Source organism: Pseudoalteromonas galatheae (assembly GCF_005886105.2).
Lineage (GTDB): Bacteria > Pseudomonadota > Gammaproteobacteria > Enterobacterales > Alteromonadaceae > Pseudoalteromonas > Pseudoalteromonas galatheae.
The window spans coordinates 464,138-489,758 of record NZ_PNCO02000001.1 but is presented as its reverse complement, the minus strand read 5'-3'; the positions used below and the strand labels follow the sequence as shown (position 1 = coordinate 489,758).

General features: G+C 43.0%; 20 protein-coding genes. 13 read left to right on the top strand and 7 right to left on the bottom strand.

Going from position 1 to position 25,621, the window contains the following annotated elements; genetic code table 11:
- The first annotated feature begins 172 nt into the window (after window positions 1–172).
- The 4 genes from CWC29_RS02080 (at window position 173) to CWC29_RS02065 (ending at window position 7,721) form a co-directional block, all read left to right on the top strand.
- On the top strand, window positions 173–2,842 hold the full coding sequence (locus CWC29_RS02080) for an insulinase family protein (RefSeq protein WP_128728573.1): 2,670 nt from the start codon (window positions 173–175) through the stop codon (window positions 2,840–2,842).
- A 264-nt stretch (window positions 2,843–3,106) separates the two neighbouring features.
- Window positions 3,107–5,344 (top strand): putative bifunctional diguanylate cyclase/phosphodiesterase, encoded by a 2,238-nt coding sequence (locus tag CWC29_RS02075; RefSeq protein ID WP_128728574.1) that lies wholly within the window; start codon window positions 3,107–3,109, stop codon window positions 5,342–5,344.
- Between the two features lie 824 nt (window positions 5,345–6,168).
- On the top strand, window positions 6,169–6,564 hold the full coding sequence (locus CWC29_RS02070; protein ID WP_128728576.1) for an MmcQ/YjbR family DNA-binding protein: 396 nt from the start codon (window positions 6,169–6,171) through the stop codon (window positions 6,562–6,564).
- Between the two features lie 146 nt (window positions 6,565–6,710).
- Window positions 6,711–7,721: an ATP-dependent 6-phosphofructokinase gene (locus tag CWC29_RS02065; RefSeq protein WP_128728577.1), complete on the top strand. Its 1,011-nt coding sequence runs from the start codon at window positions 6,711–6,713 to the stop codon at window positions 7,719–7,721.
- Between the two features lie 58 nt (window positions 7,722–7,779).
- On the opposite strand, the gene nhaD is transcribed toward CWC29_RS02065, so the two are convergent.
- Window positions 7,780–9,228: a sodium:proton antiporter NhaD gene (nhaD, locus tag CWC29_RS02060; RefSeq protein ID WP_128728578.1), complete on the bottom strand. Its 1,449-nt coding sequence runs from the start codon at window positions 9,226–9,228 to the stop codon at window positions 7,780–7,782.
- 146 nt (window positions 9,229–9,374) lie between these two features.
- On the opposite strand from nhaD, the gene CWC29_RS02055 reads away from it, so the two are divergent.
- On the top strand, window positions 9,375–10,064 hold the full coding sequence (locus tag CWC29_RS02055) for a 2OG-Fe(II) oxygenase (protein WP_128728579.1): 690 nt from the start codon (window positions 9,375–9,377) through the stop codon (window positions 10,062–10,064).
- A 45-nt stretch (window positions 10,065–10,109) separates the two neighbouring features.
- Here the strand turns inward: CWC29_RS02055 and CWC29_RS02050 are convergent, their stop codons facing one another.
- Complete coding sequence (locus CWC29_RS02050; RefSeq protein WP_128728580.1) at window positions 10,110–11,045, bottom strand: DUF368 domain-containing protein; 936 nt, start codon at window positions 11,043–11,045, stop codon at window positions 10,110–10,112.
- Window positions 11,046–11,157: 112 nt separating this feature from the next.
- Here CWC29_RS02050 and CWC29_RS02045 point away from each other — a divergent pair, with 112 nt between their 5' ends.
- Window positions 11,158–12,003: a DUF3530 family protein gene (locus CWC29_RS02045; protein WP_138521979.1), complete on the top strand. Its 846-nt coding sequence runs from the start codon at window positions 11,158–11,160 to the stop codon at window positions 12,001–12,003.
- A gap of 8 nt (window positions 12,004–12,011) precedes the next feature.
- Here the strand turns inward: CWC29_RS02045 and djlA are convergent, their stop codons facing one another.
- From djlA to CWC29_RS02030, 3 genes are read right to left on the bottom strand one after another with little or no spacing between them, the layout of a single operon-like run.
- Complete coding sequence (djlA, locus tag CWC29_RS02040; RefSeq protein WP_138521981.1) at window positions 12,012–12,857, bottom strand: co-chaperone DjlA; 846 nt, start codon at window positions 12,855–12,857, stop codon at window positions 12,012–12,014.
- Window positions 12,847–13,539 carry an N-acetylmuramate alpha-1-phosphate uridylyltransferase MurU gene (gene murU, locus CWC29_RS02035; RefSeq protein ID WP_128728583.1) on the bottom strand — a complete coding sequence of 231 codons (693 nt, stop codon included), beginning with the start codon at window positions 13,537–13,539 and terminating at the stop codon, window positions 12,847–12,849. The genes djlA and murU overlap by 11 nt, the downstream gene beginning before the upstream one ends.
- 8 nt (window positions 13,540–13,547) lie before the next feature.
- Window positions 13,548–14,543, bottom strand: a complete 996-nt coding sequence (locus CWC29_RS02030; protein ID WP_128728584.1) for an aminoglycoside phosphotransferase family protein — start codon at window positions 14,541–14,543, stop codon at window positions 13,548–13,550.
- Between the two features lie 112 nt (window positions 14,544–14,655).
- Between CWC29_RS02030 and lptD the strand changes: the two genes are divergently transcribed.
- From lptD to CWC29_RS01995, 7 genes are all read left to right on the top strand, one after another.
- A complete protein-coding gene (gene lptD / locus CWC29_RS02025) occupies window positions 14,656–16,902 on the top strand; it encodes an LPS assembly protein LptD (protein WP_128728585.1) in 2,247 nt (748 codons plus the stop codon).
- A gap of 15 nt (window positions 16,903–16,917) precedes the next feature.
- On the top strand, window positions 16,918–18,210 hold the full coding sequence (surA, locus tag CWC29_RS02020) for a peptidylprolyl isomerase SurA (protein WP_138521983.1): 1,293 nt from the start codon (window positions 16,918–16,920) through the stop codon (window positions 18,208–18,210).
- A 5-nt stretch (window positions 18,211–18,215) separates the two neighbouring features.
- Complete coding sequence (pdxA, locus tag CWC29_RS02015) at window positions 18,216–19,208, top strand: 4-hydroxythreonine-4-phosphate dehydrogenase PdxA (protein ID WP_128728587.1); 993 nt, start codon at window positions 18,216–18,218, stop codon at window positions 19,206–19,208.
- Complete coding sequence (gene rsmA / locus CWC29_RS02010; RefSeq protein ID WP_010606006.1) at window positions 19,205–20,011, top strand: 16S rRNA (adenine(1518)-N(6)/adenine(1519)-N(6))-dimethyltransferase RsmA; 807 nt, start codon at window positions 19,205–19,207, stop codon at window positions 20,009–20,011. The genes pdxA and rsmA overlap by 4 nt, the downstream gene beginning before the upstream one ends.
- On the top strand, window positions 19,995–20,384 hold the full coding sequence (gene apaG, locus CWC29_RS02005) for a Co2+/Mg2+ efflux protein ApaG (RefSeq protein WP_010374721.1): 390 nt from the start codon (window positions 19,995–19,997) through the stop codon (window positions 20,382–20,384). The genes rsmA and apaG overlap by 17 nt, the downstream gene beginning before the upstream one ends.
- 97 nt (window positions 20,385–20,481) lie before the next feature.
- Entirely contained in the window at window positions 20,482–21,279 is a 798-nt protein-coding gene (locus tag CWC29_RS02000) for a symmetrical bis(5'-nucleosyl)-tetraphosphatase (protein WP_138521985.1), read from the top strand.
- Window positions 21,280–21,512: 233 nt separating this feature from the next.
- The gene (locus CWC29_RS01995) at window positions 21,513–23,528 is read left to right on the top strand and encodes a methyl-accepting chemotaxis protein (RefSeq protein WP_128728589.1); all 2,016 of its coding nucleotides are present in this window, start codon (window positions 21,513–21,515) and stop codon (window positions 23,526–23,528) included.
- A 117-nt stretch (window positions 23,529–23,645) separates the two neighbouring features.
- On the opposite strand, the gene gltX is transcribed toward CWC29_RS01995, so the two are convergent.
- Together gltX and CWC29_RS01985 are read right to left on the bottom strand one after the other, a co-directional pair.
- Window positions 23,646–25,133: a glutamate--tRNA ligase gene (gltX, locus tag CWC29_RS01990; RefSeq protein WP_128728590.1), complete on the bottom strand. Its 1,488-nt coding sequence runs from the start codon at window positions 25,131–25,133 to the stop codon at window positions 23,646–23,648.
- Between the two features lie 83 nt (window positions 25,134–25,216).
- Window positions 25,217–25,582 carry a glutaredoxin family protein gene (locus CWC29_RS01985; protein WP_128728591.1) on the bottom strand — a complete coding sequence of 122 codons (366 nt, stop codon included), beginning with the start codon at window positions 25,580–25,582 and terminating at the stop codon, window positions 25,217–25,219.
- Window positions 25,583–25,621: the final 39 nt, after the last annotated feature.

Here is a 25,621-nt window from a genome sequence, read left to right as displayed (position 1 = left end):
GAGGATCTTATGCTTACTGACTACTCATATATGCAATTCGATATTATTTTCTTCTAAACCGGTAGCTATCTCACTGGTTTGTTCGCTATATTAAAACAAATGAAGGATTAACACGAAATGAAATTCTAATTACCTTCAGTTATCTTTTAACTAATCTATCGGCAGCAGCATATTGAAACTGAGTAATAATGATAATCGGCAGTACCAATTCCTAACACTGGACAATGGTCTTAGAATCTTATTGATTAATGACGATTCAACCGCCAAGTGCGCCGTATCATTAACCGTTAACGTTGGTCACTTTGACGATCCTGAAAATCGCCAAGGTATGGCGCACTTTTTGGAACATATGCTGTTTCTTGGTACCGTTGAACACCCCGATTCTGGCGGGTTTTCGCAGTTTATTAGTCAATATGGTGGCCAGAGTAACGCCTGGACTGGCACCGAGCACTCAAGCTATTATTTTGACTGTGACGCCGAACGATTAGATGAAGCGCTAGAACGCTTTAGCCAGTTTTTTGTATCTCCACTGCTGAACGAAAGCGATACCGAAAAAGAACGCGAAGCCATTGATGCCGAGTTTAAAATGAAAATCAAAGATGATGGCCGTCGCATTTACCAAGTTCACAAAGAAACCATCAATCCTAAGCATCCTTTTGCCAAGTTTTCTGTTGGTACGCGCGACACTCTCGCGGATCGTAATGGCAATATAGCCAGTGAACTACGCGCATTTTTTAATAAGTATTATAAAGCTCAGTGGATGACTCTTGTTGTTGCCGGACCACAACCTTTGACAACCTTGGAATCCTACAGTTTACCGTTTGCGAAAATAATTGGTACTAAAGAGGAAAAGCCCACGATACAAGCCCCAATGTATCGTGAATGCGACTTACAATTAGAGTTAAAGATCAAACCCCGAAAGCATATGCAAAAGCTTATTGTCAGTTTTGCTATGCCCAACCCTACAGACTTATACCGTCATAAAAGTGTGAGCTTTTTAGCCCATTTGTTGGGGTATGAAGGTAAAGGCTCGCTGTACTCTATCCTCAAATCACAAGGTTGGATCAATGCACTATCGGCTGGTGGTGGGATCACAGGTAGTAATTTCAGAGACTTTAACATCAGTTTTGCACTGACCGATGAAGGGATTGAATACTATGAAGACATAGTGGAAATGCTCTTTGAGTACTTGGCGCTAATTAAGCAGAACACCGCAGCGCTGCCACGTCTTTACCAAGATAAAAGTACATTATTGAATATCGCGTTCGATAACCAAGAAGTCGGCCGAATGTTGGACTGGGTAAATTCAATCAGCGTTAATATGCACCACTATGAGGAAGAAGATTTTCTCTATGGTGATTATCGCATGGATGGCTTTTCACAAGAGCAGCACGAAAAACTACTGATGCATCTGTGCCCTACCAATATGCGCCTCGTGCTTATCCACCCTAATGCAGAGGTAAATAAAAAGGCCAAGTGGTACAACACGCCATACAGTGTCTCACCGATAGCAAAGGACTGGATTGAGTCGCTCTATAATGTGCATATGCCTTTACCACAAATGTCGCTACCACTAATTAATCCATACCTTAGTGCGAAAAATCCACTCCACGATGTAGAGAGCGATCAAGATACGCCGATCCGACTTGCTGATCAGCCAGGGTTTGAGTTTTGGTTTAAGCAGGACTTAACTTTTAGAGTCACCAAAGGGCATTTTTATCTCGAAATAGACTCTGCCCCATCCGTTACTAGTCACAAGCATATGGCACTCTCCCGTCTATTTGCCGATCTATTTATGGATGCAGTCGCAGAACGTTTTTATAGCGCAGAACTAGCAGGCCTTAGTTATCACATAAATTCTCACCAAGGGGGTCTAACATTACATACTGCTGGACTTACTGGTAACCAAATCACCTTAGTTTTAGAGCTGGTCGAGGCGCTATTGAATCAACCAATTCATGCTGCTCGTTTTGCCGAATATAAGAAGCAACTTATTCGCCACTGGAGAAGTCACAATAAAAATAAGCCAGTTAGCGAACTATTTAGCCGGCTGGGGGCACATTTGATGCCATGGAACCCAAGCCCTGAAGATTTAGCCAGTGCACTTAAAAGTGCCAGTTTTAATGAATTTCAGCTATTTCGAAAGCAGTTCTTTTCAGCAATCCACGTCAAAGCCTTTATGCATGGTAACTGGCAACTAAAACATGCTGAAAAATTAAAAACATCAGTCCACGGGCTGTTTTCAAGCAGCGAAATTTTAGAAGATTTAAAGCGCCCCTTAAACGAGTTAACTAGACTGACTGAACAACACATCGAACGCGAAGGCAGTGATCATGCCTTTATTGAATATTTTCAATCACGCACCGATTCCGTTAAAGAAAAAGTCACCATGATGGCGATTAATAATCTTATTAATCAAGATTACTTCGAACAATTGAGGACCAAAGAGCAACTTGGTTACTTAGTTGGCGCGGGGTATGCACCATTCAATACGCGTGCGGGAATTGCTTTTTACATTCAATCGCCCAACTTTGATAGTGAATACCTACTAACTAGACATAATGCATTTCTGAAGTGTTTCGCTAAGCAATTGCGTCAATTGGATGAGTCTGACTGGCAACGTTCAAAAGAAAGCTTATTACTACATATTTCTGAGAGAGACAAAAACCTAAGACTTAGAGCACAACGGTTGTGGATCTCAATTACCAATGACTTTCACCAGTTTGATATGCAACAAAGGTTAATCCAAGCTTTGACCAATTTAGAATTGGAGGACATGATTACCTATATAGATAAGATGCTAGAGCCAAGTGCTCCGCGATTGATTTTAAAGTGTAATTAGCAGTTCTAGTGTAAGCAAGGGACGCTTATCGCACTTTCACTTACTATCAAGGCTTTTTTCACTTAGCACACAGACCTCAGGCTTTATTTGAGCTTAGTAAATATTCAGCGTTACTTGTTAGTACAATGAATTTCATCCTAAACTTTGCTTCACTATTGTAAAAAGCCTGAATTAACCTGAATTTCCCCTTAATCAACGTTTTCCTTTTGACTACAACACTAGCTTGATTTAGATTAAAGGTTGCAGTTATGAATTACGCACTTTATGAGCCTAAAAATAAAAACAATAACAATCAACACTCTACTTTTATCACTGATTTCGTACTCGTCGTACGCCAGTGACGTGAGTGTGTTAACTGCAGCCCAGCTCGCTTGGTTTGTGCCATGTGTTATTGCTCTACTTAGCATCCCCTACTTAATCTGGTCAAACCATCAACTTAAGAAGTCTACATTTCAACTTAAGCACTCAGAACAACGATTTAAAAGCACCATTGAAGGCAGTGGCGATACGCTTTGGGATTGGAATATTCAATCAGGAGAAATTGTACGGATCAATGACAAGTACGGTATGAACTCCGCAAAGCCCGGCAGCATCATACCCAACCAGCATAGGATCCACCCACAAGACTTATTAATCGTCGAAAAACTGATGAAGCAGCATTTCGCAGAAAAAACCCCTTTTTTTGAAGCGAGCTACCGAATTAAAGATGAACTAGGTCAGTATCACTGGGTGTTAGACAGAGGTAAAATTATTGAGAAAGACGCCAATCTCAACCCTCTGAGAATGACAGGCACAGTTCGCGATATCAGCCACTTTAAGAGCACTGAGGAGAGGTTAAACCTGTTTGCGAAATGTGTAGAGTCGCTCACTGACGCAATTGCAATTTACGATAAGCACTATAATCTAGTTGATCTAAATCCAAGCTACTTGAAACTATTTGGTGGTCAACGGGAACATTATCTGAATAAACATTTCAATTTACCAGGCTATGATCAAAAGTTTGTCGCTCAAGTAAAAGCCCAACTTAAGCAAACTGAACACTGGCAAGAAGAGTTAAAACTACGAAATGCAGCCGATGTACTCTTGCCAATTGAAATAACCATAGATGAAATTAAAAATAACCATGGCCAGATCAGCAACTATGTAGTTGTTTATTCTGATTTAACCGAGCGTAAAAAAGCGGAATCTCAACTCCACAATTTGTCGAATCGCGACCGTACAACAGGTCTTCCCAATCGCAACTTATTCTTCACTAATCTACAAAAACTATCTCAGCAGGGCACTCACCATGCTTTACTTGTTTTTGATTTAGATAACTTTAAAAAAATCAACGACTCATTAGGACATCAGCTTGGTGATACTCTGCTTGCAAAACTCGCAATGCGACTGAATAAGCTCGCCCGCCAACAAGATACTTTTTATCGCCTAGGTGGTGATGAGTTTGCGCTGGTTATTTCTGGCACCAATGATATTCACACCATTACACGAACAGCAAAACAGTTTTTGGCTGCGATTGCGACACCTTTTAAAATTGCCAATCATGAGTTAGTGATCACCTCGTCTGTAGGAATTGTGCTTTGCCCTGAAGATGGTAAATCACCTGAAAGTTTACTAAAAAATGCAGATACAGCGATGTATCATGCGAAACAAAAAGGCAATCACTACTTGTTCTTCAATGACTCGATGAACGAACAAGCGGTAAAGCGTTTACAAATAGAAAACCTGATGCGTTATGGCCTCAAAGAAGATCACTTTGTCGTCTACTATCAGCCAAAAATGAATATTAAAACCGGTGAACTGGTTGGTATGGAAGCACTCGTCCGTTTCATTACCCCGAAAAAAGGGGTGATAAGTCCAGGTGTGTTTATTCCTATCGCGGAAGAAACTGGGCAGATCATCGAAATTGGTGAAGTCGTTTTAGACAAAGCATGCCGCGATGTTAAACATTGGATTGATAAAGGGCTGTTTAATGGCAGAGTTGCGGTGAATTTATCAGCAAAACAGTTTAGCCTGCCAGATCTCACAACTCGGATCGATATCATCTTGCAAAAAAATCAACTTCCCTCTTATTTTCTTGAATTAGAAATCACGGAAGGAACAGTAATGGACGATCCAAAAGAAGCAATTTCGATAATGCGCTCGCTTAGTGCGAGGGGAATACATTTAGCCATGGATGACTTTGGCACCGGCTATTCCTCGCTGGCTTATCTCAAGCAATTTCCACTGAATACACTTAAGGTAGACAAGGCATTTATCGACGATATGAACAATGAACGTGGTAGAAACATGGTAGACTCCATCGTTACTATTGCGCACAACTTAGACCTTCACGTTGTTGCTGAAGGTGTTGAAAATGAAGAACAACTTAATATTTTAGAGCAACTGAATTGCCAAACGGTTCAGGGCTACTACTACTCAAAACCGCTATCAAGCAGTGAATTTGAACAGTTCTTGAAACAACATGCTCCGAGCGAGAAACCAAACCTTCAACTCGTACAGTAGCCCTATTTCATTTAACCTAGCTCCATTTACGCTTTCCAACTAACTAAATTCGCGCAACGACGCATCCAAGCTCTACGGTAGTGCACCCGAAAAAGAATAAGCGCCGCAGGGCCCGTAATTAATGCTAAGCTCAGCCAGCGCTTTCTAGGCATTCCAGTCCAGAGGGTTTGAAGATAAATTACCACAGCACAGACCAAGGATATGATTGTAAAAGCCACTGATACTCCTGAAGTTTTTCATCTATCAAGTAAACCAAGGGCTTTTCTCCTTGGCGCAGAAACATCGCATTTCGATACTATTTACTAATGCGGCCGACGAGTCTACACAACGTTCAATATTTAATCAATACAGAAATTATTGTTGCATATTTTTGTATTATTTAATTTAATAGCGGACTGTTTAGAGGTATAGCATTACGTAAGGAGTGCTATTCCATAACTTTCCCTGATTAGGGAAACAGAGACAAGTGGGGAAATTTTTACGGTCAACTAGCAATGATTTCCTAGCTTAGTCCACTTAGGTTATGAGAGTGTTTTTAGCATAATTTGTGAAGCCAGCTTAGTCCTTAACTGGAAATTAAAAGTTAGCTTTTCTAATATTGTAGACGACTGAAATTTTGGTGCTTTTACACACTGTATTTATTTTAATCGTCAACTGTGAGTTAAACCGATACAAATCGGTCAGTTATTCAATAATTGTCTGCGTTATAACGCCATAGTATAGACTTTCTGATAGTTTTTACTGATAGACGATTACAGTATTATCACAAGAGCTGCTAAACTTACTCTCATGTAGTATTAACTGTTACTTCAAGGACACGGGCTATGGATCAGAAAAGCGTACATGAATATTTGCAGGCCAAGCCTGCTACCTTTATCACTAAGCCTTTTGCGCAAGACGTAGATGTGTACAAAGTTCAGCATAAAATGTTTGCAACTCTAACTGAGGGGAAGGAGGGGCAAATAGATGAAAATGGTGAACCTGTTTGGTGGTTAAATGTAAAATGCGACCCTGACGAAGCATTGTTACTTAGAGACAAGTATTCATCTGTTGTGCCTGGTTATCACATGAATAAGCGGCTTTGGAATACAGTCATCTTGGATGGCACTATTCCAGAAGACGAAATAAAGAAAATGATCGATGATTCTTATCAAATCGTCGTAGATAACCTACCGACCGCACAACGTGAAGAACTTGCTAGCAAGATCACGCAACGTTAATTAAAACGGCATTTAGGTAAAGCTAAATGCCGTTTTACCTTTCTATCTCCCTACACTTATTGGCTATCTTTAATGTCGATCAACTTGTCTTAAAGTTACTCTGGTAGTATACAAAAAGAATAACCAAGTAACGTTAGAGTGACGACATGACAAAACGGATAGCAGTACTGACAAGTGGCGGGGACGCGCCGGGTATGAACTCGGCAATTCGGGCTATCACGTTAAGTGCCCTAAGTTCCGGATTTCAATGCTTTGGTTTTTTTCATGGTTATAATGGTCTAATTAACCAAGAATATACTGAGCTCAATACTGATTCTGTCACAGATATCACCCAACTTGGTGGCACAATTCTAAAAAGTGCCCGCTGCCCTGCGATGCTAGGACCCTCAGGCGTCCTTCAAGCCGCAAACGCACTTAGAAAACTCCATATTGACGTACTTATTGTGATTGGTGGTGATGGCTCACTTAAAGGATTGCAAGTATTAGCAGAGCACTGGCAAGGTCAACTAGTCGGTATTCCCGCTACTATAGATAACGACCTCTCGGGATGTGACAACACCATTGGTTTTTCCACCGCCATCAATACTGCGACTTCTGCAATAGATAAAATCCGCGATACTGCAAATGCCTTTGAGCGGGTCTTTATCACCGAGGTAATGGGTCGTCATAACGGACATATCGCTTACCATGTAGGCATAGCGACAGGCGCTGAGGCTATCATTTCATTTGAAAACTGCACGGCAGAGAATACCTCTCAGGTCTTAGCTCATCTCAAAAATGCCATAAAGCATCAACATCAACACGGTAGCTTTTTGATTATACTAGCGGAAAATTTATGGCCAGGTGGCGCTCAAGCGCTTCAAACAGAGTTAAATAACAATGCCGATATCAATTGCGCACTTTGCGTGTTAGGCCATATTCAACGAGGCGGCGCACCATCTGTTGAAGATAGAATGCTCGCAACGGAATTAGGGGTAGCTGCTGTGGAAGTGATTAATGGTAACATCAAAGCAAACACTGATGTTGCGACGCCCGTTATGGTGGGAAAAATACATGGTGCAATTGTAGTTACTGAAGTCGAGAAAGTGCTAAATATGGAAAAGCCAGTATCACAGGAATGGGTACAACGATATCAACACTACCTCGCCGAGCGATAAATGCAGTGAGAGTGAAACACATATTTATTATTCACTCTCACTACGTCTTACCTAAGCGCTAGCCAAACACACTAAAAGCAGATTCGTTGAGCCACAGGTGACATAAAATACTCGCGATATAACCAAGCAAGATCACAGGTGCCCATTTTAGGTGCCCCATAAAAGTATAATAGCCTCTAGCCTGACCCATGAGTGCTACCCCAGCCGCCGAGCCAATAGAGAGTAAACTCCCTCCTACCCCTGCTGTGAGCGTGATCAACAACCAATGGCCGTGTGACATTTCAGGTTGCATCGACAGCACAGCAAACATTACAGGAATGTTATCGATCACAGCGGAGATAACCCCTAAGAATACGTTAGCATAGGTTGCAGACCATTCACCGTATAATATCTCTGACATTAAACTTAAATAGCCGAGAAACCCCAAACCGCCAACACACATAACGATACCGTAGAAAAATAATAAGGTATCCCACTCAGCGCGTGAAACTTTGCTAAAGACATCGAATGGCACAACACTTCCTAGCTTCTCGAGACGCTCTTGATCCCCTTCTCTTTCCGCCATCGCTCGCTTTCGTGCTAATGACCCCGGTAACGTCATTCTCAGGAAGTAACCAAAAAACTGTAGGTAACCGAGGCCCATCATCATGCCAAGTACCGGTGGTAAATGCAGCAAACTGTGTGAAAGCACAGCAGTTGCAACAGTCAATAGGAACAAAGTTAAAATTCTTAAAGCACCGCGCTTAAGCTCTACTCTTTCGTAAACTGCACTGGGCTTTCTATCCGCCACAAAATAACTCATTACGACTGCTGGTACGATGTAATTAACCAGTGAAGGAACAAAAAGCGCTAAGAACTCACTGAAATGTACCATACCGGCTTGCCATACCATCAAAGTGGTAATGTCACCAAAGGGGCTGAATGCTCCACCAGCATTGGCAGCTATCACGATATTGATACAGCTTAAATTGATAAACTCTTTGTCACCTTCAGCTACCTTCATCACCACGGCACACATTAGCAAGGCTGTGGTTAGATTGTCTGCAATTGGAGAGATAAAAAAGGATAAGAACCCAGTGATCCAAAAGAGATTCTTATAACTAAAACCCTTTTGGATCATCCATGCTCGTAGCGCATCAAAAAGGCGGCGCTCCTCAAGCGCGTTGATATAAGTCATCGCAACCAGCAAGAACAACATCAACTCCGCAAATTCTAACAAATTGTGCCGAAATGCGTGCTCGGTAACATCAGGTTGTCCCTGATTAACGTAATACGCCCCAATCATGAGCCAAATGATGCCTGCCGCCACAAGCACTGGCTTTGATTTTCGCATATGGAGTTTTTCTTCAAGCATTACAAGTGCGTATGCTAAAACGAAGACAACAATACAAACCAAACCGAGTGTCGAGCTAGTAAGATCTAAGGTGCCTTGAGCCGCCAAGGCTGGTGATGGGATCACGGATATGACCCATGCGCAACAGAATAGCAGTAGTCCATTGATTTTCATTTTTTTGCCTATCGATGAGTGCAGAGGGATGGCATTTCAGCCAAACTCACTTTAGCATAGATAAAAAATAATCAGCATTGGACTGAAGTCTAAGGCATCCTGTTTACAGTAGTACAAACAGGCTCATACATCAGCAGTAGGTATTTATGCTTCAACTTTCGCAGCAACAACAAACAGAATTACAGCAAAAATTGAGCAACGAAGGCTTTGCACGGATTGAAAATATTCTAGACGATACAAACGCTCAACAACTACATGAGTGCCTCTGTAATCTAGACTACCAGCTCGCACTGTTTCATAACGGGACAGCAAAATCAGTCAAGGACAGTGATATTCTTGCCTTAACACCACAAGAGCAGCAAGCCTTGCTTGAAGATATACATAGTTATGCTTCGCGTGGTGTTGGTTTTATGTATGGCCGCCATTCCATAGCATCCTCAAGCCCTGAGACTCTGCAAAGGCTCTACAGTGATCTCAACAGTAACGCTATACAGTCGTGCTTTTCAGCAATTTCTAGCCAGAATATTATCCGTACCTCAGCCCAAGCAACGCGCTTTATAGGTGGCCAGTATTTAACGCGACATAATGATATTGTAGAAGCTGAGGGCCGGGTTTATGCCTATGTACTCAGCCTAAGCAAAAGTTGGCACCCTGACTGGGGCGGGCTACTGCAGTTTTTTGAACCCGATGGCACACCCACTAAAAGTTATGCACCTAAGTTTAATTCACTGGTGGTTTTCGATGTGAGTAAAATTCATTCTGTGACTTACGTCGCGCCATTTGCAAAAGCGCCGCGACTCTCTGTCACGGGATGGTTTAGAACAATAGACATATAGGCGTTCGTTGAGCTTACGTATCTATTGTTCTAGATGTCTATTTTATTAATATTTTTCGCTTATCTTTTCGATGGTTAAGATCAACGCAAGGCCAGCGACGGCAAGCGCAATACATGCCAGCGTATTCGGGTCTTGACCGTACAGCGTACTGTATTGCGCAGGCAGAATGTTGGCCTGACTCAATGGCTTTTCGATACCACTGGAGTTCACGTAAGTCGTAAGCACTTGTTTCCAAGGCCACAATAAATTAAGCGAGCCCAGCAAAAAGCCAGCTAGTAGCGAGAACGTTACTTGCTGATAGTGCGCCAATAGCCAGCTGAGTAGACGCGAAAACGACATTAACCCCACAATACAACCGAGTAAGAATAGACTCACTAAGCCAAATTCAAGCTGGTTCACCGCACTGAGTACATGGCCATACATACCCAGCAACAGTAGAATAAAGCTCCCTGAGATCCCAGGTAAGATCATCGCGCAAATGGCGATAGCACCTGAAATAAAAAACATCCAATGAGATGCTTGCGCTTCAGCCGGTGAAAGGGAAGTAATAGCAAAAGCTATGATAGCACCGACTGCGCAGGCGATAATATTTTGGCCACTCCAATGAGAGACCTGTTTTGCAACATAGATAAAAGATGCGACGATAAGACCAAAGAAAAATGACCATACCAGTGTTTGGTGTGCCTCCAATAAATAAGTGATCACCTTCGCCAAAGACGCTGCACTGATGAGCAAACCAGAAAATACCGCCAGTAAGAAGCCACCATCAATGTGCTGCCAAGTGGCTTTTAGACCGTCACGGCGCAATGTGCTCAAGGCCTGTAAATTTACACTTTTAATGGCATTTAAAAAACGTGCATAGATACCAGTAATAAAAGCGATGGTACCACCAGAAACGCCCGGGACCACATCCGCAGCGCCCATTCCAGCCCCTTTTAAAAACATAAAGAGATAGTCTCGTTTGCTATCTTTGTACTGCACAAATTTCTCCTTTCATTTTCACTGCCGAGCAGTTTAACCCAAAAAATAGCGACAGCTAAAGCTTTCACTTAACTGGTCGATAACAAATTATGATGTTTTATGCGCTTGTACCATGATCATAAGAACGCTTTTATTACTCGCAACCTCTATATCCATCACGACTTTTGCAGCAGAGCACATTGATGCAGCACCGCTTGGTTCTCTTTATCAGCAAGACGCTAATCGCTTCTACGAGCCATCGCAGCTAATCAAGCTGGAAAGTGAAAATGAAAGCTTTTATGTGTTTCATCAAGAATATATGGCAGCCGCTCGCGAAGGCATCGTGATCTTATTGCCCGACATGCAAACTCCACCGCTCAATAACAGCGGCATAAGCTTTCTTGCAAAGCGATTAAGCGACGATGGTTATGATACTTATACCCTCACTCCGCCCGATCTTTCTTATGCACCGAGTTTGCTGGAGCAAGACATCGTGCTCCCCGACGCTGAAAAGCCTGTTCAGAAACTGATTTCACCCATTTCTGAATCAAATCTCGATGAATATAAAATGGCCTTGGTCAGCCGCTTCGAGGTACTTTATAACACGCTATCCATGACTCAAACAGAAAAGTTGGTGGTTGTCGCATTTGGTAATAGCGCAGGTTTATTCGGTGAGTATTTAGCAACACTGCCCAACCTACGTATAGATGCATTTGCCGTTGTTAGCCCACAATTGCCTAATGCAACACGGCAAAAGCATCTGGCATCCAACCTTTCTCTGATAAGCCCTGCTTTGCTGGATGTTTACTACAGTTTTGACAATCCAATTGTGGTCGATAATACGCAGGATAGAGCGCGCTGGGCAAGAAAGAATAGTAAGCTTGATTATCGCCAACGGGAGCTTTTTGGAGAAAAAACCGATCCTCTCCAACATCAAAGACTCAGAAAGGAATTACTCGGCTTTTTAAGCGTCTTATAGTTTTCAGGTTAGCTCTTTTTTAAATATTCATAAGCAGACTGAATGTCTTGGCTTTTGCGCTTTGCCACTTCCATCATATGCTTAGGCAAGCCTTGTGACACCAATTTATCAGGGTGATGCTGCGACATCAATTTGCGATAGGCTTTTTTGATATCACGCTCATTGGCCTCTTCACTCAACCCCAGTACAGCCAGCGCTTTAGCACGGTTTAAGCCATTATCTTGTGATGCCGGTTGACGGCCGCCCTGTTGCTGGTGTTGGTGTTGCGATCTCCCCGACGCCTGCGAGCGGCGAAATTCAAATTCTGCTTGGTAGCGCTTTAGCAGGAATAAAAAGTGGGTTTCTGCAAAGCCTAAATACTTACTAACCTGTTTAAGTAAGGCCTTCTCCGCGTCAGACACATGACCATCACAAAATGCCATTTGAATCTGAATTTCTAAAAACAGCTGTCTCAAATCATAGCGTCTAGCAAAAGCCTCTTTAAAATCAGTCACAGCCTCTTTTATCGAAAAGTCACCGCTTTTTCCCGCTGTAAACGCATGTTGCGCTTCTTTTCGCTCTTCACCCTGCAAGCCCATTTCACTCATAAATGCAGACGCGGCTTGAATGTGGATTTCGCTGACACGACCATTAGATTTTGCAATATGTCCCATCACAGAAAAACAGCTGGAAAAGAACAAAGCTTGGCGCTCATGTAAATCTTCACCTTTCATGAAACCTTGAAAGCCACCGACCTTATCAAAATCCTGACGCAAACTTTTATCAAATAAATGGCCGAGATAAAAACCTAAAATAGCGCCTAACCAACGACCAAATAAAAAGCCGAAAATTGTGCCTAATAACTTACCCCACATCGCTATATCCTAACTTATCATTGATCATTTTTAGTCGCTCCGGCGTGCCGATGTCGTCCCATGCGCCTAAATACAGTTCAGTAGAAACTTTATGCTGCTCAAGCCCACTGCGCAGCAACGGCCCTAGTTTTATAAAGCCAGCCCCAAGCTCGGCAAAAAAACTTTGGTGATATTTACCAATGCCGGACAAGGTATACTTTTGCTGATTGAGCGGCTGATGGGCAAGACAAAAGTCGCCTTCAGGGTTATGTTCGGGATTTTCTACCAATACAATGTGCGCTTCGCAATGGCCCTCTGCTGCGCTGCCGAGCTGTAACTGCACCAAGCTGCTAACATCATAGTCCGTAAAAATATCGCCATTGAGTACAATAAAGCTGTCATCCTGTTCACATAACATCGGCAGAGCTTGAATGATTCCACCTGCGGTTTCTAATCCCCCCTCAGGTTCATCACTGTACTCAATATTGACACCAAATTGACTACCATTACCGAAATAGTCTTTTATCACCTGACCTTGCCATGCAAGATTTATCACGATATCGCAGATCCCAGCCGCTTTTAAGCGCTCGAGATGGTGCTCTAGTAGTGGTTTTCCTGCAACGTTAAGCATAGGTTTTGGTTGGTTTGCGGTCAGTGGCATCATACGTTTACCACGACCAGCAGATAAAATTATCGCTTTCATTATTACTTCTATTTTGTGCCTAATTTGGCCTGAGCTTGAGGCATTATGTCATTCTCTAGCCAGCTTGCAAGCCACTGAAATTCTTTATACTTATTCGCCACTTCAACGAGGTAGTGTAAGGTTGGCAAAATATTTTCTAAGTACCCGCCTTTGCCGTCTCGCTGCAATAGGCGAGTAAAAATTCCGGCCGCTTTAAGGTGCCTTTGCATCCCCGTTAAGTCAAAGTAATGTTGGTAGGTACTAAAATCCATACCGCCTAATAAATTTGCCGCTTTTAAGCAATCAAAGCTATGTTGCTGAAGCTCAGTTAACTCATGTGCATCAAGGCGAGTATAACAATCCCGCAACAAAGAAACCGCATCATAAGTGACAGGTCCTTGTACCGCATCCTGATAATCAATGAGATACCACTGAGACTGATGACATATCAGGTTGCGACTATGAAAGTCTCGATGCATCGTAACCTGCGGCTGACGAGTCATCGCATCAACGAGTTTCAACTTCACATTATGCCACTGCACTTGTTGATATTCGGTGGGTGTTAAGCCAAGCCATTTTGTTACAAGCCACTCATAAAAGATATTAAGTTCCATATCAACGAACCCAGCATCATAGGGTTTCATCCATTCACTCTTTGGTGTTTTGGCTATTTTAGGAATAAGCGCTATCAACGCACGATAGTCCTCTAGCCGAGAAGGCAATGCCAACCTATCGGCCAAATGCTCAGAACCCAAATCTTGTAACAGTAACAGCCCTTGCTCTTCTTTACGCGCAAGGATTTGTGGCACATTGAGCCCTTGCTTTGCAAACACCGTATTTAAACCAATAAAAGGGGCATTATCGAGTTTATCGACCGGTGTCTCCATTAAGATCCACGACTTCGTTTGTTGTTTGACGCGATAATAACGGCGGAAACTGGCATCCGAGGTGATAGCCTCACATGTAAAATCGTCGCTTTGTAGTGTTTGCTGAATAAACTCGACGCGCTGGTTTTGACTATTCATGGATTTACTATTACACCTTCTACTTGTAAATATTTAAATGCTACTGTATTTCCGACAGTTTTCATTTATCATGATGAGCTTATTATTAAATGCTCAGCTAATAGGTTATTAAATGCGCAAAATTTGGGGCTTGGCTGTATTATCCGCTATTCATTCTACAGCTTTTGCTAATACGAACATTGTCACCGCACAATGTAAAGACTATATGCAGCCAGAAAACTGGAAGCCGTTAGCCTCGCTGCCCAAACATGCCATTGATATCGTTGCCGATGACTTAGAACTACAAGGTACTGATAGTGCTGAGTTTTCTGGCAATGTGGTGATTAACACTGAAACCATGAGCTTAGAAGCTAGACGTGCGCTAATCGATAAAAAAGAAGGCCTGCTCAGCGCTTCTGGACCACTACTCTATCGTGATCAATTTACCAAAGTTCACAGTAATGGGCTATTCGCGGATTTAAATGCTAACACCGTGAGCTTGCTTGGTGCTGAATATGAATTAACAGACCAGCAGGGCCGAGGTGGTGCAGAGAAATTGCATGCCTCTGGCAGCAAAATTTCACTCGACAACTCCAGCTTTACCACGTGTCCTGCTGATGACCCATTTTGGAGTATCGAGGCAAGCAGTATTGTACTTTCTCGTGAAGACGGTTGGGGTGAGACCTATAATACGGTGTTCAAAATTATGGACACGCCTATTATTTATTTACCCTACTTTACGTTTCCAATCGATGATAGACGAAAATCTGGCTTGCTGACGCCAACAATTTCTAGCTCGAATAAGTTTGGTTTAGAGCTGATCACCCCTTATTATCTCAATCTAGCCCCTAACTATGATGCGACCTTAACGCCAAGATACATGGCCAATAAAGGATTTCAGCTTATTACCGAGTTCAGATATCTAACTGAACAACATCAAGGTAAAATCGGGGTGGAATATCTCAGTAAGGATGATTCAGAGCCGCAGCTAGACGATCGCTATTTAGTGCATTGGCAACAAAAAAGCTATTTAAGTGATAAATGGCGCGCATTTGTTGATGTCACCAATGTCAGTGACGATAACTACCTCACTGACTTAACATCCGAGTACGCCAACGAAACCGACACCCAATTGTATCGTACTGGCAGTTTGAGTTATCTAGGTGACGACTGGTTGGTTGACTTAAAACTGCAAGATTTTGAAGTATTGGGTGATCATAGAGAATCCTACACTGCACTACCGCAAATTAGCTTCCGTACACGTGACAGTTATGAACTTGTTGGCCTCGATTGGGACTTTGAGGGTGAGTTTGCCTATTTTCAAAATGATACATTGGCAATCTCTGAAGCATCGAGGTTACATTTAGAACCTCGCGTGTCTTTTTCGCGCAGCGACTACGCTTGGTCATTTACCTCAGAAGCACGTCTACTTCACACTCGCTACGAACAAAATATAGATGCCCCCGATACAGACTATGAAGAGTCCGTCACACGTACCTTGCCAAGTTTACGAGTACATGGACAACTGAATTTTGAACGCAGTACCGAGTTCTTTTTTGAACAAGGTACACAAACACTTGAGCCACAAATTCAGTACCTTTACACACCGCACAGAGAGCAAAGCCAAATTGGCTGGTACGACACGGCTAAGTTACAAGATGACTTCATTGGTCTGTTTAGAGCACGCCGCTACTCAGGTTATGACCGTATTGCAGAAGCCAACCAATTCACCGTGGGGGCAACCACTCGTGTATTCGATAGCAGTAATGTCGAACGCTTTAACTTCAGTGCAGGTCAAATCATTTACCTCGAGTCATCTGTAAAGCCTTCTGAACAGCTGTTTACTGATGATACTAACTATAATGCACTGTTTGCCGCCGAATCCATGTTACATTGGCATAAGCGGTGGTACCTTTCGGGTGGGGTACAATATGACGTGGATAGCAAAGAGTTAGTGCAGTCTCACTTTACCTTGGACTATAAAGGAGACAACAAGCAGTTAGTACAATTGAACCATCGTTATGTTAATGATGTCTCAGACTATGAAATTGACCAAGTCGGTCTATTTACAAGTTTACCAATTGACGATAACTGGCAATTTGTAGCAAGCTATCACCGTGATATGACAGCAAACAGAAGCGTTGAATCCTTTGTGGGTGTTCAATATCAGTCTTGTTGTTGGGCCATTCAGGTGACTGCGAATCGTCAAATTGAAACAAACTTAAACCAAACACTTACCAATGATGAAGCAGTGTTTGATTCTGGCTTCAGCCTGAAATTTGTCCTTACAGGGCTTGGAAGCCAAAGCAGTGGTGATGCGAGTAAACTCCTTCAACAGGGTATTTTTGGTTACCGTAGACCGTATTTTTTGAATAAATAGAATTTAGAAAGCCGTATGAATTTAAAAAAGTTGTTATTAGTGGCCTCATTAAGTGCAGGCCTGTTTACTCAAGCACATGCCGAGCGTGTAAAGTTAGATACTGTTGTTGCCACGGTTAATGATGGTGTAATTTTACAAAGTGAAGTCGATCAAATAATAAATCGTGTTAAAGAACAGGCTGAGCAGCAAGGTACAGAACTTCCTAGCGATAGAACATTACGCTTGCAAGCCATCGATAAACTCATTGAACAATCTTTAATGTTGCAATTGGGTGATCGCATGGGAATGCAAATTTCTGATGCACAATTAGACCAGACCATTGCAAATATTGCCCAAGATCAAGGCGGTACTATCGCTGACTTACGTCGCTCAGTGGAAGCGAGTGGCGAAAGCTTTCAGGCATATCGAGAAGAGATCCGTAAAGAAATAACCACAAGCCAAGTGCGTCGTGCTAGCGTTGATCGCCGTATTTATATTAGCCCTCAAGAGGTTACTAACCTACAAAAAATCTTGAGTGAGCAAACAGGTAACTCAGAAGAATACGATATCGGCCATATCTTGATTAAAATCCCAAACAAAGCGACCCCAGAAGAGATTGAAGACGCTCGTGAGCGTGCTGATAACGTGATTAAATTTTTGAACGAAGGCAAAGAATTTAAGCGTATCGCAATTGCCTCCTCGAGCGGCTCAAAAGCGCTAGATGGTGGTCAACTAGGCTGGATGGGGATTAACGAAATGCCAACCTTGTTCGCTGAAGCGATTAAAGGCGCGAAAAAAGATGACATCGTTGGTCCACTGCGCTCAGGCGCGGGTTTCCACATTCTAAAAGTACAAGATATTCGTGGTCGTGAAGTTGTTGAAACTGTCGAGGTGCGTTCACGTCATATCTTAATCAAGCCGTCAATTATCCTAAGTGAAGAAAAAGCACGCTCGATGCTAGCGGGCTTTGTAAAAGACTTGCGCGCAGGTACCGCTAACTTTGCAGAACTGGCTAAAGAATATTCTGAAGACCCAGGCTCTGCACTTAAAGGTGGTGAATACGATTGGACAGATCCGACTACATACGTACCAGCGTTTAGAGACACTTTGTTGTCGCTAGAAAAAGATCAGATCAGTGAACCATTTAGAAGTACATTTGGCTGGCACATAGTACAACTGCTAGATAAACGCGTAGCCGATAAAACAGAACAAGCCAAGTTAAATCGCGCACACCGTCTGCTGTTTAACCGTAAATTTAAAGAAGAAAGCTTTAAATGGATTAAAGAAATGCGTGACCAAGCGCATATTGAAATTATCGAAACGGAATAACGGCTATGACACTCAGAATCGCAATTACACCAGGTGAGCCTGCAGGTATTGGCCCAGATCTTGTTATCAAACTGGCTCAGCATGCATGGCCTGCTCAGTTGGTTGCGGTGGCTGATAAAAGCATTCTAGAAAAACGTGCCAAAGAACTTGGTGAGCAAATCAAGTTACTGCCATTTGATAGTGATGCTACGCCTGAAGCGGCACCCGCTGGTGCCATTTACTACCTTCAAGTAGACAAAGGTGCTGAAGTGATCGCTGGTCAATTAGATGAAACTAATGGCCATTATGTGCTCGAAACCTTGCGCATTGCCTCTGAAAAAAATATGGATGGGACATTCGCAGCGGTAGTCACGGGCCCTGTTCATAAAGGTATAATTAACCAAGCTGGGATCTCGTTTAGCGGTCATACTGAGTACTTTGCACAGCAGTCTGATACCGCTGATGTCGTTATGCTACTCGCAACCGAAGGGCTGCGTGTAGCGCTAGTAACGACGCATATCCCACTGGCGTATGTATCAAAGGCGATAACGCCTGAGCGTCTCAGCAAAGTCATTCATATTTTACATCACGACCTACAAACCAAGTTTGGTATTGAACAACCAAGAGTATTAGTTTGTGGATTAAATCCGCACGCTGGAGAAAGTGGTCATCTTGGTCGTGAAGAAATAGAAACCATTGAGCCAACACTGGAAATGCTGAATAAACAAGGCATGAACTTGGTTGGACCGCTGCCAGCTGACACCCTTTTCCAAGCTAAATATTTAGATAATGCTGATGCTGTGCTTGCAATGTATCACGATCAGGGCTTACCTGTGTTAAAATATAAAGGTTTTGGAAACTCAGTAAACATCACCCTAGGATTACCTTTTGTTCGCACATCGGTCGATCACGGTACAGCGCTTGATTTAGCCGGCTCTGGTGATGTTGAAGTGGGTAGTTTTGAATTAGCGATCCGCGAAGCAATTAAGCTCGCAACCAAAAAAGCACAGAATGCATGACAGATAAAGTACATCTCGGACACAGAGCGCGTAAACGCTTTGGTCAAAACTTCTTAAATGACAACAATATTATCGACAAGATAGTAACTGCTATCGACCCAAAACCTGAAGACAATCTGGTTGAGATCGGTCCTGGCTTGGGTGCTATCACTGAGCCAGTTTGTGATTTAAGTGGTCACCTAACCGTTGTAGAACTCGATAAAGATCTTGCCGAGCGCTTGATCCATCATCCATTTTTGGGACCTAAATTAACAGTTCACCAAGGTGATGCGATGAAGTTTGACTTCTCTTCTTTAATCAAAGAAGGGGAAAAACTAAAGATCTTTGGTAACTTACCTTACAACGTATCAACCCCTTTGCTATTTCACCTATTTGAATTTGCCGATCAAGTCGAGCATATGCACTTTATGCTGCAAAAAGAAGTGGTTAACCGCATGGTTGCGGGCCCGGGTAGCAAAGCCTTTGGCCGCTTAAGCGTAATGACGCAGTACTATTGTCACGCTATTCCTGTGATTGAAGTACCGCCACATTGCTTTAAACCTGCACCAAAAGTTGACTCGGCCGTTGTTCGATTGATCCCAAAAGATCCGTCACAACGTACAGCTAAGAGCACTAAACTTTTGAATACTGTATGTTTGGAAGCGTTCAATCAACGTCGCAAAACACTAAGAAATAGCTTATCGAACCTGTTAACCGAAGAGCAGTTGCGAAACTTAGGTATCGACCCTACGCTTCGCGCTGAGAATCTGTCGCTTAACCAGTTTATTGAAATTGCAAATTGGATATATGACAACTCAAACTAATATTGGCTCACCGATCAAAGTATCGGTGGAGACCTTTTACGTTGAAGCGCAATCACAGCCTGAAAAGGACAAATATGTGTTTGCCTACACAATTACCATCAAAAACCATAGCTTATGTAACGCTAAGCTACATAGTCGCTATTGGCTCATTACCGATGCGAATGGCAAAGAGACCGAAGTAGAAGGCGATGGTGTTGTTGGTGAGCAGCCTACCATTCGTCCTGGTGAAAGCTATCAGTACACCAGCGGCGCGGTACTCGATACCCCAGTTGGTACGATGGAAGGCTATTATTTAATGCGTAATGAGTTTGGCACCGAGTTTAAAGCGCCAATCAATGTATTTAGACTCTCCTGTCCAAATATTTTGCATTAATATCGTTTTTATTGTGCGGAAGCGGGTTTGCCCGCGTTCCTCATACATGTTAGACATCGGAATAAAAACATCGAGTTATAAAAAACACAGGTAATAGATGGCAAAATACGCAATTGGAGACTTGCAAGGCTGCTTCACTCCACTCATCGGGCTACTCGACCAAGTCGACTTTAACCCAAGCCAAGACCATTTATATTTTGTCGGTGACATCATCGCCAGAGGGCCTGACTCACTTGCTTGCCTCGAGTTCCTCTATCAACATGCTGGCTCTATTAGCATTACACTCGGCAATCACGATCTCCACTTTTTAGCTTGTCTTGCTTTGGGAACCGCTGCGAACCCAAAAGATAATTTAGACGCGGTTTTTGCTAGTCCTAAATGCCAGAAATATGCTGACTTGTTACGTGCACAGCCCCTCGCTATTTGGCTTGAAACGCAGCAAACTTTTATTTCTCATGCAGGTATTCATCCAAGCTGGAGTATTACGCAAGCGCTAGAATATGCACGCTTTGCCGAAGCTATTTATCAATCAACAAAAGCCCCTGAGTTTTACGCAAATATGTACGGCGCTCACCCTGGACTTGAACTCGATAAGCTCAGTGAACAAGATAAGTTTAAAGCCATTGTTAACGTCTTCACTCGAATGCGCTTTCTAAAACAAAATGGCGAACTGGATCTTAAGAACAAATCTGGCCTAAAAGATGCTGCTGATCTCACTCCGTGGTTTGAACTCAGCCAAACACCAGCCGACACTACCCTACTTTTCGGCCACTGGGCTGCTTTAGAAGGCGAAACTAACAAAAAAAATATTATTGCCCTCGACACCGGCTGCGTGTGGGGAGGCCCTATGACGATGGTAAATATCGACAGTGGCGAAAAGTATCAGCACAGTTAACCCGTTTAGCGGCCCTAAATCGACGATAAGGTAAACACTTACTTCAATTTTTATTAAACTGAACTACACTCGAAGAAAACCTGAAGCTTTTATTTTTATCCGTTGAGCTGCTATTTTTTGTAATCCGACCTTTTTTACTGAAATTTTTTGTCACATCTGCTATAAAATACTTAACTTATCCGCAATAAATCCGATAAGTATCCGTATTGCTTTGTAAATTTTGTAGGACAGCTATGAATTTGACTGTTAGCCAACGTATTTGGGGTGGTTTTATTACCATCACTTTGTTGCTTCTTCTTATCGGGGGCAATTCTTTATTAAGAATTGCAAACATTGACAACTCAACTCAGCAGGTTAATAACCTGTCTCTACCTGCGCTCTCGAAGAGCTCTGCGCTGCAAGTAGAGTTCACTTTAATGAGCAAAATGGCTCAGGGAAGTTTTTACGCGCGCTCAGAGACTGAGCTGGCGACGCTTAAACAACAATTCACTGAGCGTCAGAAGATCTTTGACAAAACCTACTCTGAGCTGCAGCAGGTCGTTGCCGCTAATAATAAACTAGCCTCAAGCAGCCGTGATGTTGGCAAAAGTTACGATGCTTTCGTCAAAGCGATGAACAGCTTGCTAAACGAGAAAACATCTGAGCTTTCGCTACGCGACAAGTTGAAAGAACAGCTATCAACTATCGATATTGCCGCAGAAGATGCGACAATGGTGACAGTTGATATTATCGATCTGGATGGCTTGGAAGATGCTGACAAGCGCGCTTTTCAAGCTGCAAATAACTTAGAAAACAACTTTTCTTCGGTTGTAACCAGCGCCAACGATATTGTCACTGTTGAAGATATCAATACGCTGGAAATTGTAAGTAGAGATCAAAGCTATCTCGTTGAAGAGTTAGGTCGTAATATTGATTTAATTCGCGGCCCAGTTAGCACACTAGATAGTAGTTTGTTTGCTGATCTCGAAGGTTATTACACTAACTTGAAAGATGCCGTCACTGGCAGTAATAGCATCGCAGAAAATCAAAAACGCTTGATCAATGCATTAGCCGAAACGCGTAAAGAATTATCAGACGCAGAGAAAACCACAAAAGCCGCTCTATCTCAGCTAGATGACTTACTCTCTGAAGCAAGCCAAGTCGCCTTTAACTTACAGCAAGGCGTACGTGCCGATGTAGGCACAGCAAACCTATGGACTTGGATTGGGATGATTGTGGCAACGCTAATGGCCGTGGGTGTTGCTTACATTACCGTTAGCCGAATCACGAAACCACTATCGGAAGTAAACCGAGTTTTAAACATTGTCGCCAGTGGCGATATGACACAGCGCTTAGATGATACGGCAAAAGATGAGTTTGGCGAACTATCTAAAAGTTGTAACACGCTGATCTCAAGCTTGCGTGAACTTATCACTGGCATTATTTCTCGTTCAACACAGCTCGCTGCAGCGTCCGAAGAGACATCGACCATCACAACAGAGTCAAGCCAAGCAATTAAGAATCAGCAGGCGCAAGTAGAGCAAGCAGCTACCGCTACAACTGAGATGAGTAGTACGTCCCACGGTGTGAGTAACAGCGCGCATCAGGCATTACAAGAAATTAAAAATGCTGATAAAGAAGCTGAGCGTGTCAAAGGTATCTCACATGAGAACAAACATACCATTGAGCAACTCGCAAGAGAGGTAGATGAAGCCTCTCGCGTGATTAACAAACTACACCAAGACAGCGCGTCGATAGGTAGTATTTTGGATGTTATCCGTGGCATTGCCGAGCAGACTAACCTCCTTGCACTAAACGCAGCAATCGAAGCGGCCCGTGCTGGTGAACAGGGTCGTGGCTTCGCTGTGGTAGCAGACGAAGTGCGCTCGCTTGCAAGTAAGACTCAAGAATCGACTCAAGAAATTCAAGCAATGATTGAATCCTTACAAGCTGGTGCCGAAGAAGCTGTAGGTGCAATGTCGAAAGGCAAACAGCAGGCGGAGTCATGCGTAACTCAGAGCGACCTTGCTAATGAAGCACTCAACTCTATTACTGCTGCCGTTTCTCAAGCCCACGATGTGAGTGAAGAGATTGCAAACGCTGCGAATGAGCAACAGCAAGTAGCACAGGAAATTAGCGAACGTTTAGAGTCGATTGTAACCATTGCAGAGCAAACAGCTGAAGGGGCAAGCCAAACTTCAATCTCCAGTTCTGAGGTCGCTAAACTCGCCGAAGAGTTACGCTTATCAGTAGAGCAGTTTAAAGTATAAATACACAACGATGAAACACTCATGGATTGCATGGGCGTTTCATCACCTTAAGTGATACTAAAAGCTCAGTTAATAAAAAAGCCGCTCATTAGCGGCTTTTTTCATGTAGTCTCGTCATTACGCGATAGACGGATACTCACGGTATGCTTTTTCAAGCTTTTTAGCTTGCTTTTTAGATACACCAATATGCTCTAGCGCCACTCTTAAACGCGCACGAGAAAGGTCTGAGCCTAACACTTCCATCGCATCTACTACTGAAGTCGATGATGTTTTGCCTGTAATAGCAACGAAAATAGGCTCTAAGAACTCTTTTATCTTCAACTCATGGTGTGTCGAAACGGCCTTTGCGATAGAGAAGATCTCAGACTTGTTCCACGTACGCAGCTTTTCCAATTCCCAAATAAAGAATTGCAGAGCTTGACGAACCACTTCTTCGTCCGCTTTGCCAGCCGTTAATAACGCGGGATCGTATTCAGGTAAACCCGCTACAAAGTGACCGGCTAGCCCCACCAAATCAGATAGCGTGTTGATACGCGCTTTGGCTTCAGGAAGTACGCGAGCCAACATATCACCGTTAAACTTCCAGTCAACAAAGCGCTGGATAAGCTCGGCATCGGTTAGGTTTTCGCGGATCCACAGACCGTTTAACCAGTTAAGCTTGTCGATATCAAAGATAGGCCCACCAAGTGATACGCGTTTCATATCAAAGTGTTCAATCATCTCAGCCAAAGTGAACTTTTCACGCTCATCCGGCATTGACCAACCCATACGACCTAAATAGTTAAGCAGTGCTTCTGGTAAGAAACCCATTTCTTTGTAGTAGTTAATTGAAGTTGGGTTTTTACGCTTTGACAGCTTAGACTTATCAGGGTTACGAAGTAGCGGTAAGTGACCAAGTACAGGCGCTTCCCAGCCGAAGTCTTCGTACAACTTTAGTAGTTTAGGTGCAGAGTTGATCCACTCTTCACCGCGGAAGATATGGCTTATCTTCATGTGGTGGTCATCTACTACGTTCGCAAGGAAGTAAGTTGGGAAGCCGTCAGCTTTCAACAATACTTGCATGTCTACGTTTTCCCATGGGATCTCAATCTCACCGCGCAGGTAATCATTAAATTTAAATGTGCCATCTTCTGGGATCTTCATGCGGATAACGTAAGGCTTGCCTGCTTCAAGGTTTGCCTTTACTTCTTCTTCAGATAAACGTAAGCCACGGCCGTCATATTTAGGACGCAAGCCTTCTGCCATCTGCTCTTCACGCATTTGGTCTAGCTCTTCAGCCGTTGCAAAGCAGTAAAACGCTTTACCATCATCTACAAGCTGCTGTGCAAACTTTTTATATAAGTCAGAACGCTCTGATTGACGGTATGGACCAAACTCGCCACCTACATCCGGACCATGATCCCAGTCAAGCCCTAACCAGCGCAAGCTGTCCATGATAGCTTGCTCAGACTCAACAGTACTACGTACCTGATCGGTATCTTCAATTCGTAATACAAACTCACCACCTTGCTGCTTCGCAAAGCAATAGTTGAATAAGGCAATATAAGCCGTTCCTAAATGCGGATCACCTGTTGGAGAGGGTGCAACACGAGTACGGATAGTCATCAAAATTCTCTTAAAAATAGATTAGTCGATTAATGGCGCTATGCTAGCATAGCGCCTGATTAGCGCATAGTAAGGCGCGTGAATTAAGCTGCTTTTTCAAGCTTTTCTAGATAAGCAACAATGTCATTGGATTCGTACAACCAAGTGACTTTGCCTTGCTCTTCGATTCGCAAGCATGGCACCTTCACCTTACCACCCTGCTCTAGTAGCTCTTGGCGATATTGCTCATCATTTTTGGCATCACGGGTTTCAAGCTTAAGCCCTTCACGCTTGGCTGCACGGCGCACTTTAACGCAAAATGGACATGCCTTAAATTGATATAACTTTAAGTTTGCCGTCATTGCATCTAGCTTTTGCTGTTGTTCTGCGGCACGTTTTTTACTGCGTGGGGTAAAAATAAAATCAAAAAGTAAAATCAGACGTCCTAAAAACCATCTTACAAATTGCATAACGTTTCCCAAACCTTTGCTAAATTCGCTAAAAAATAG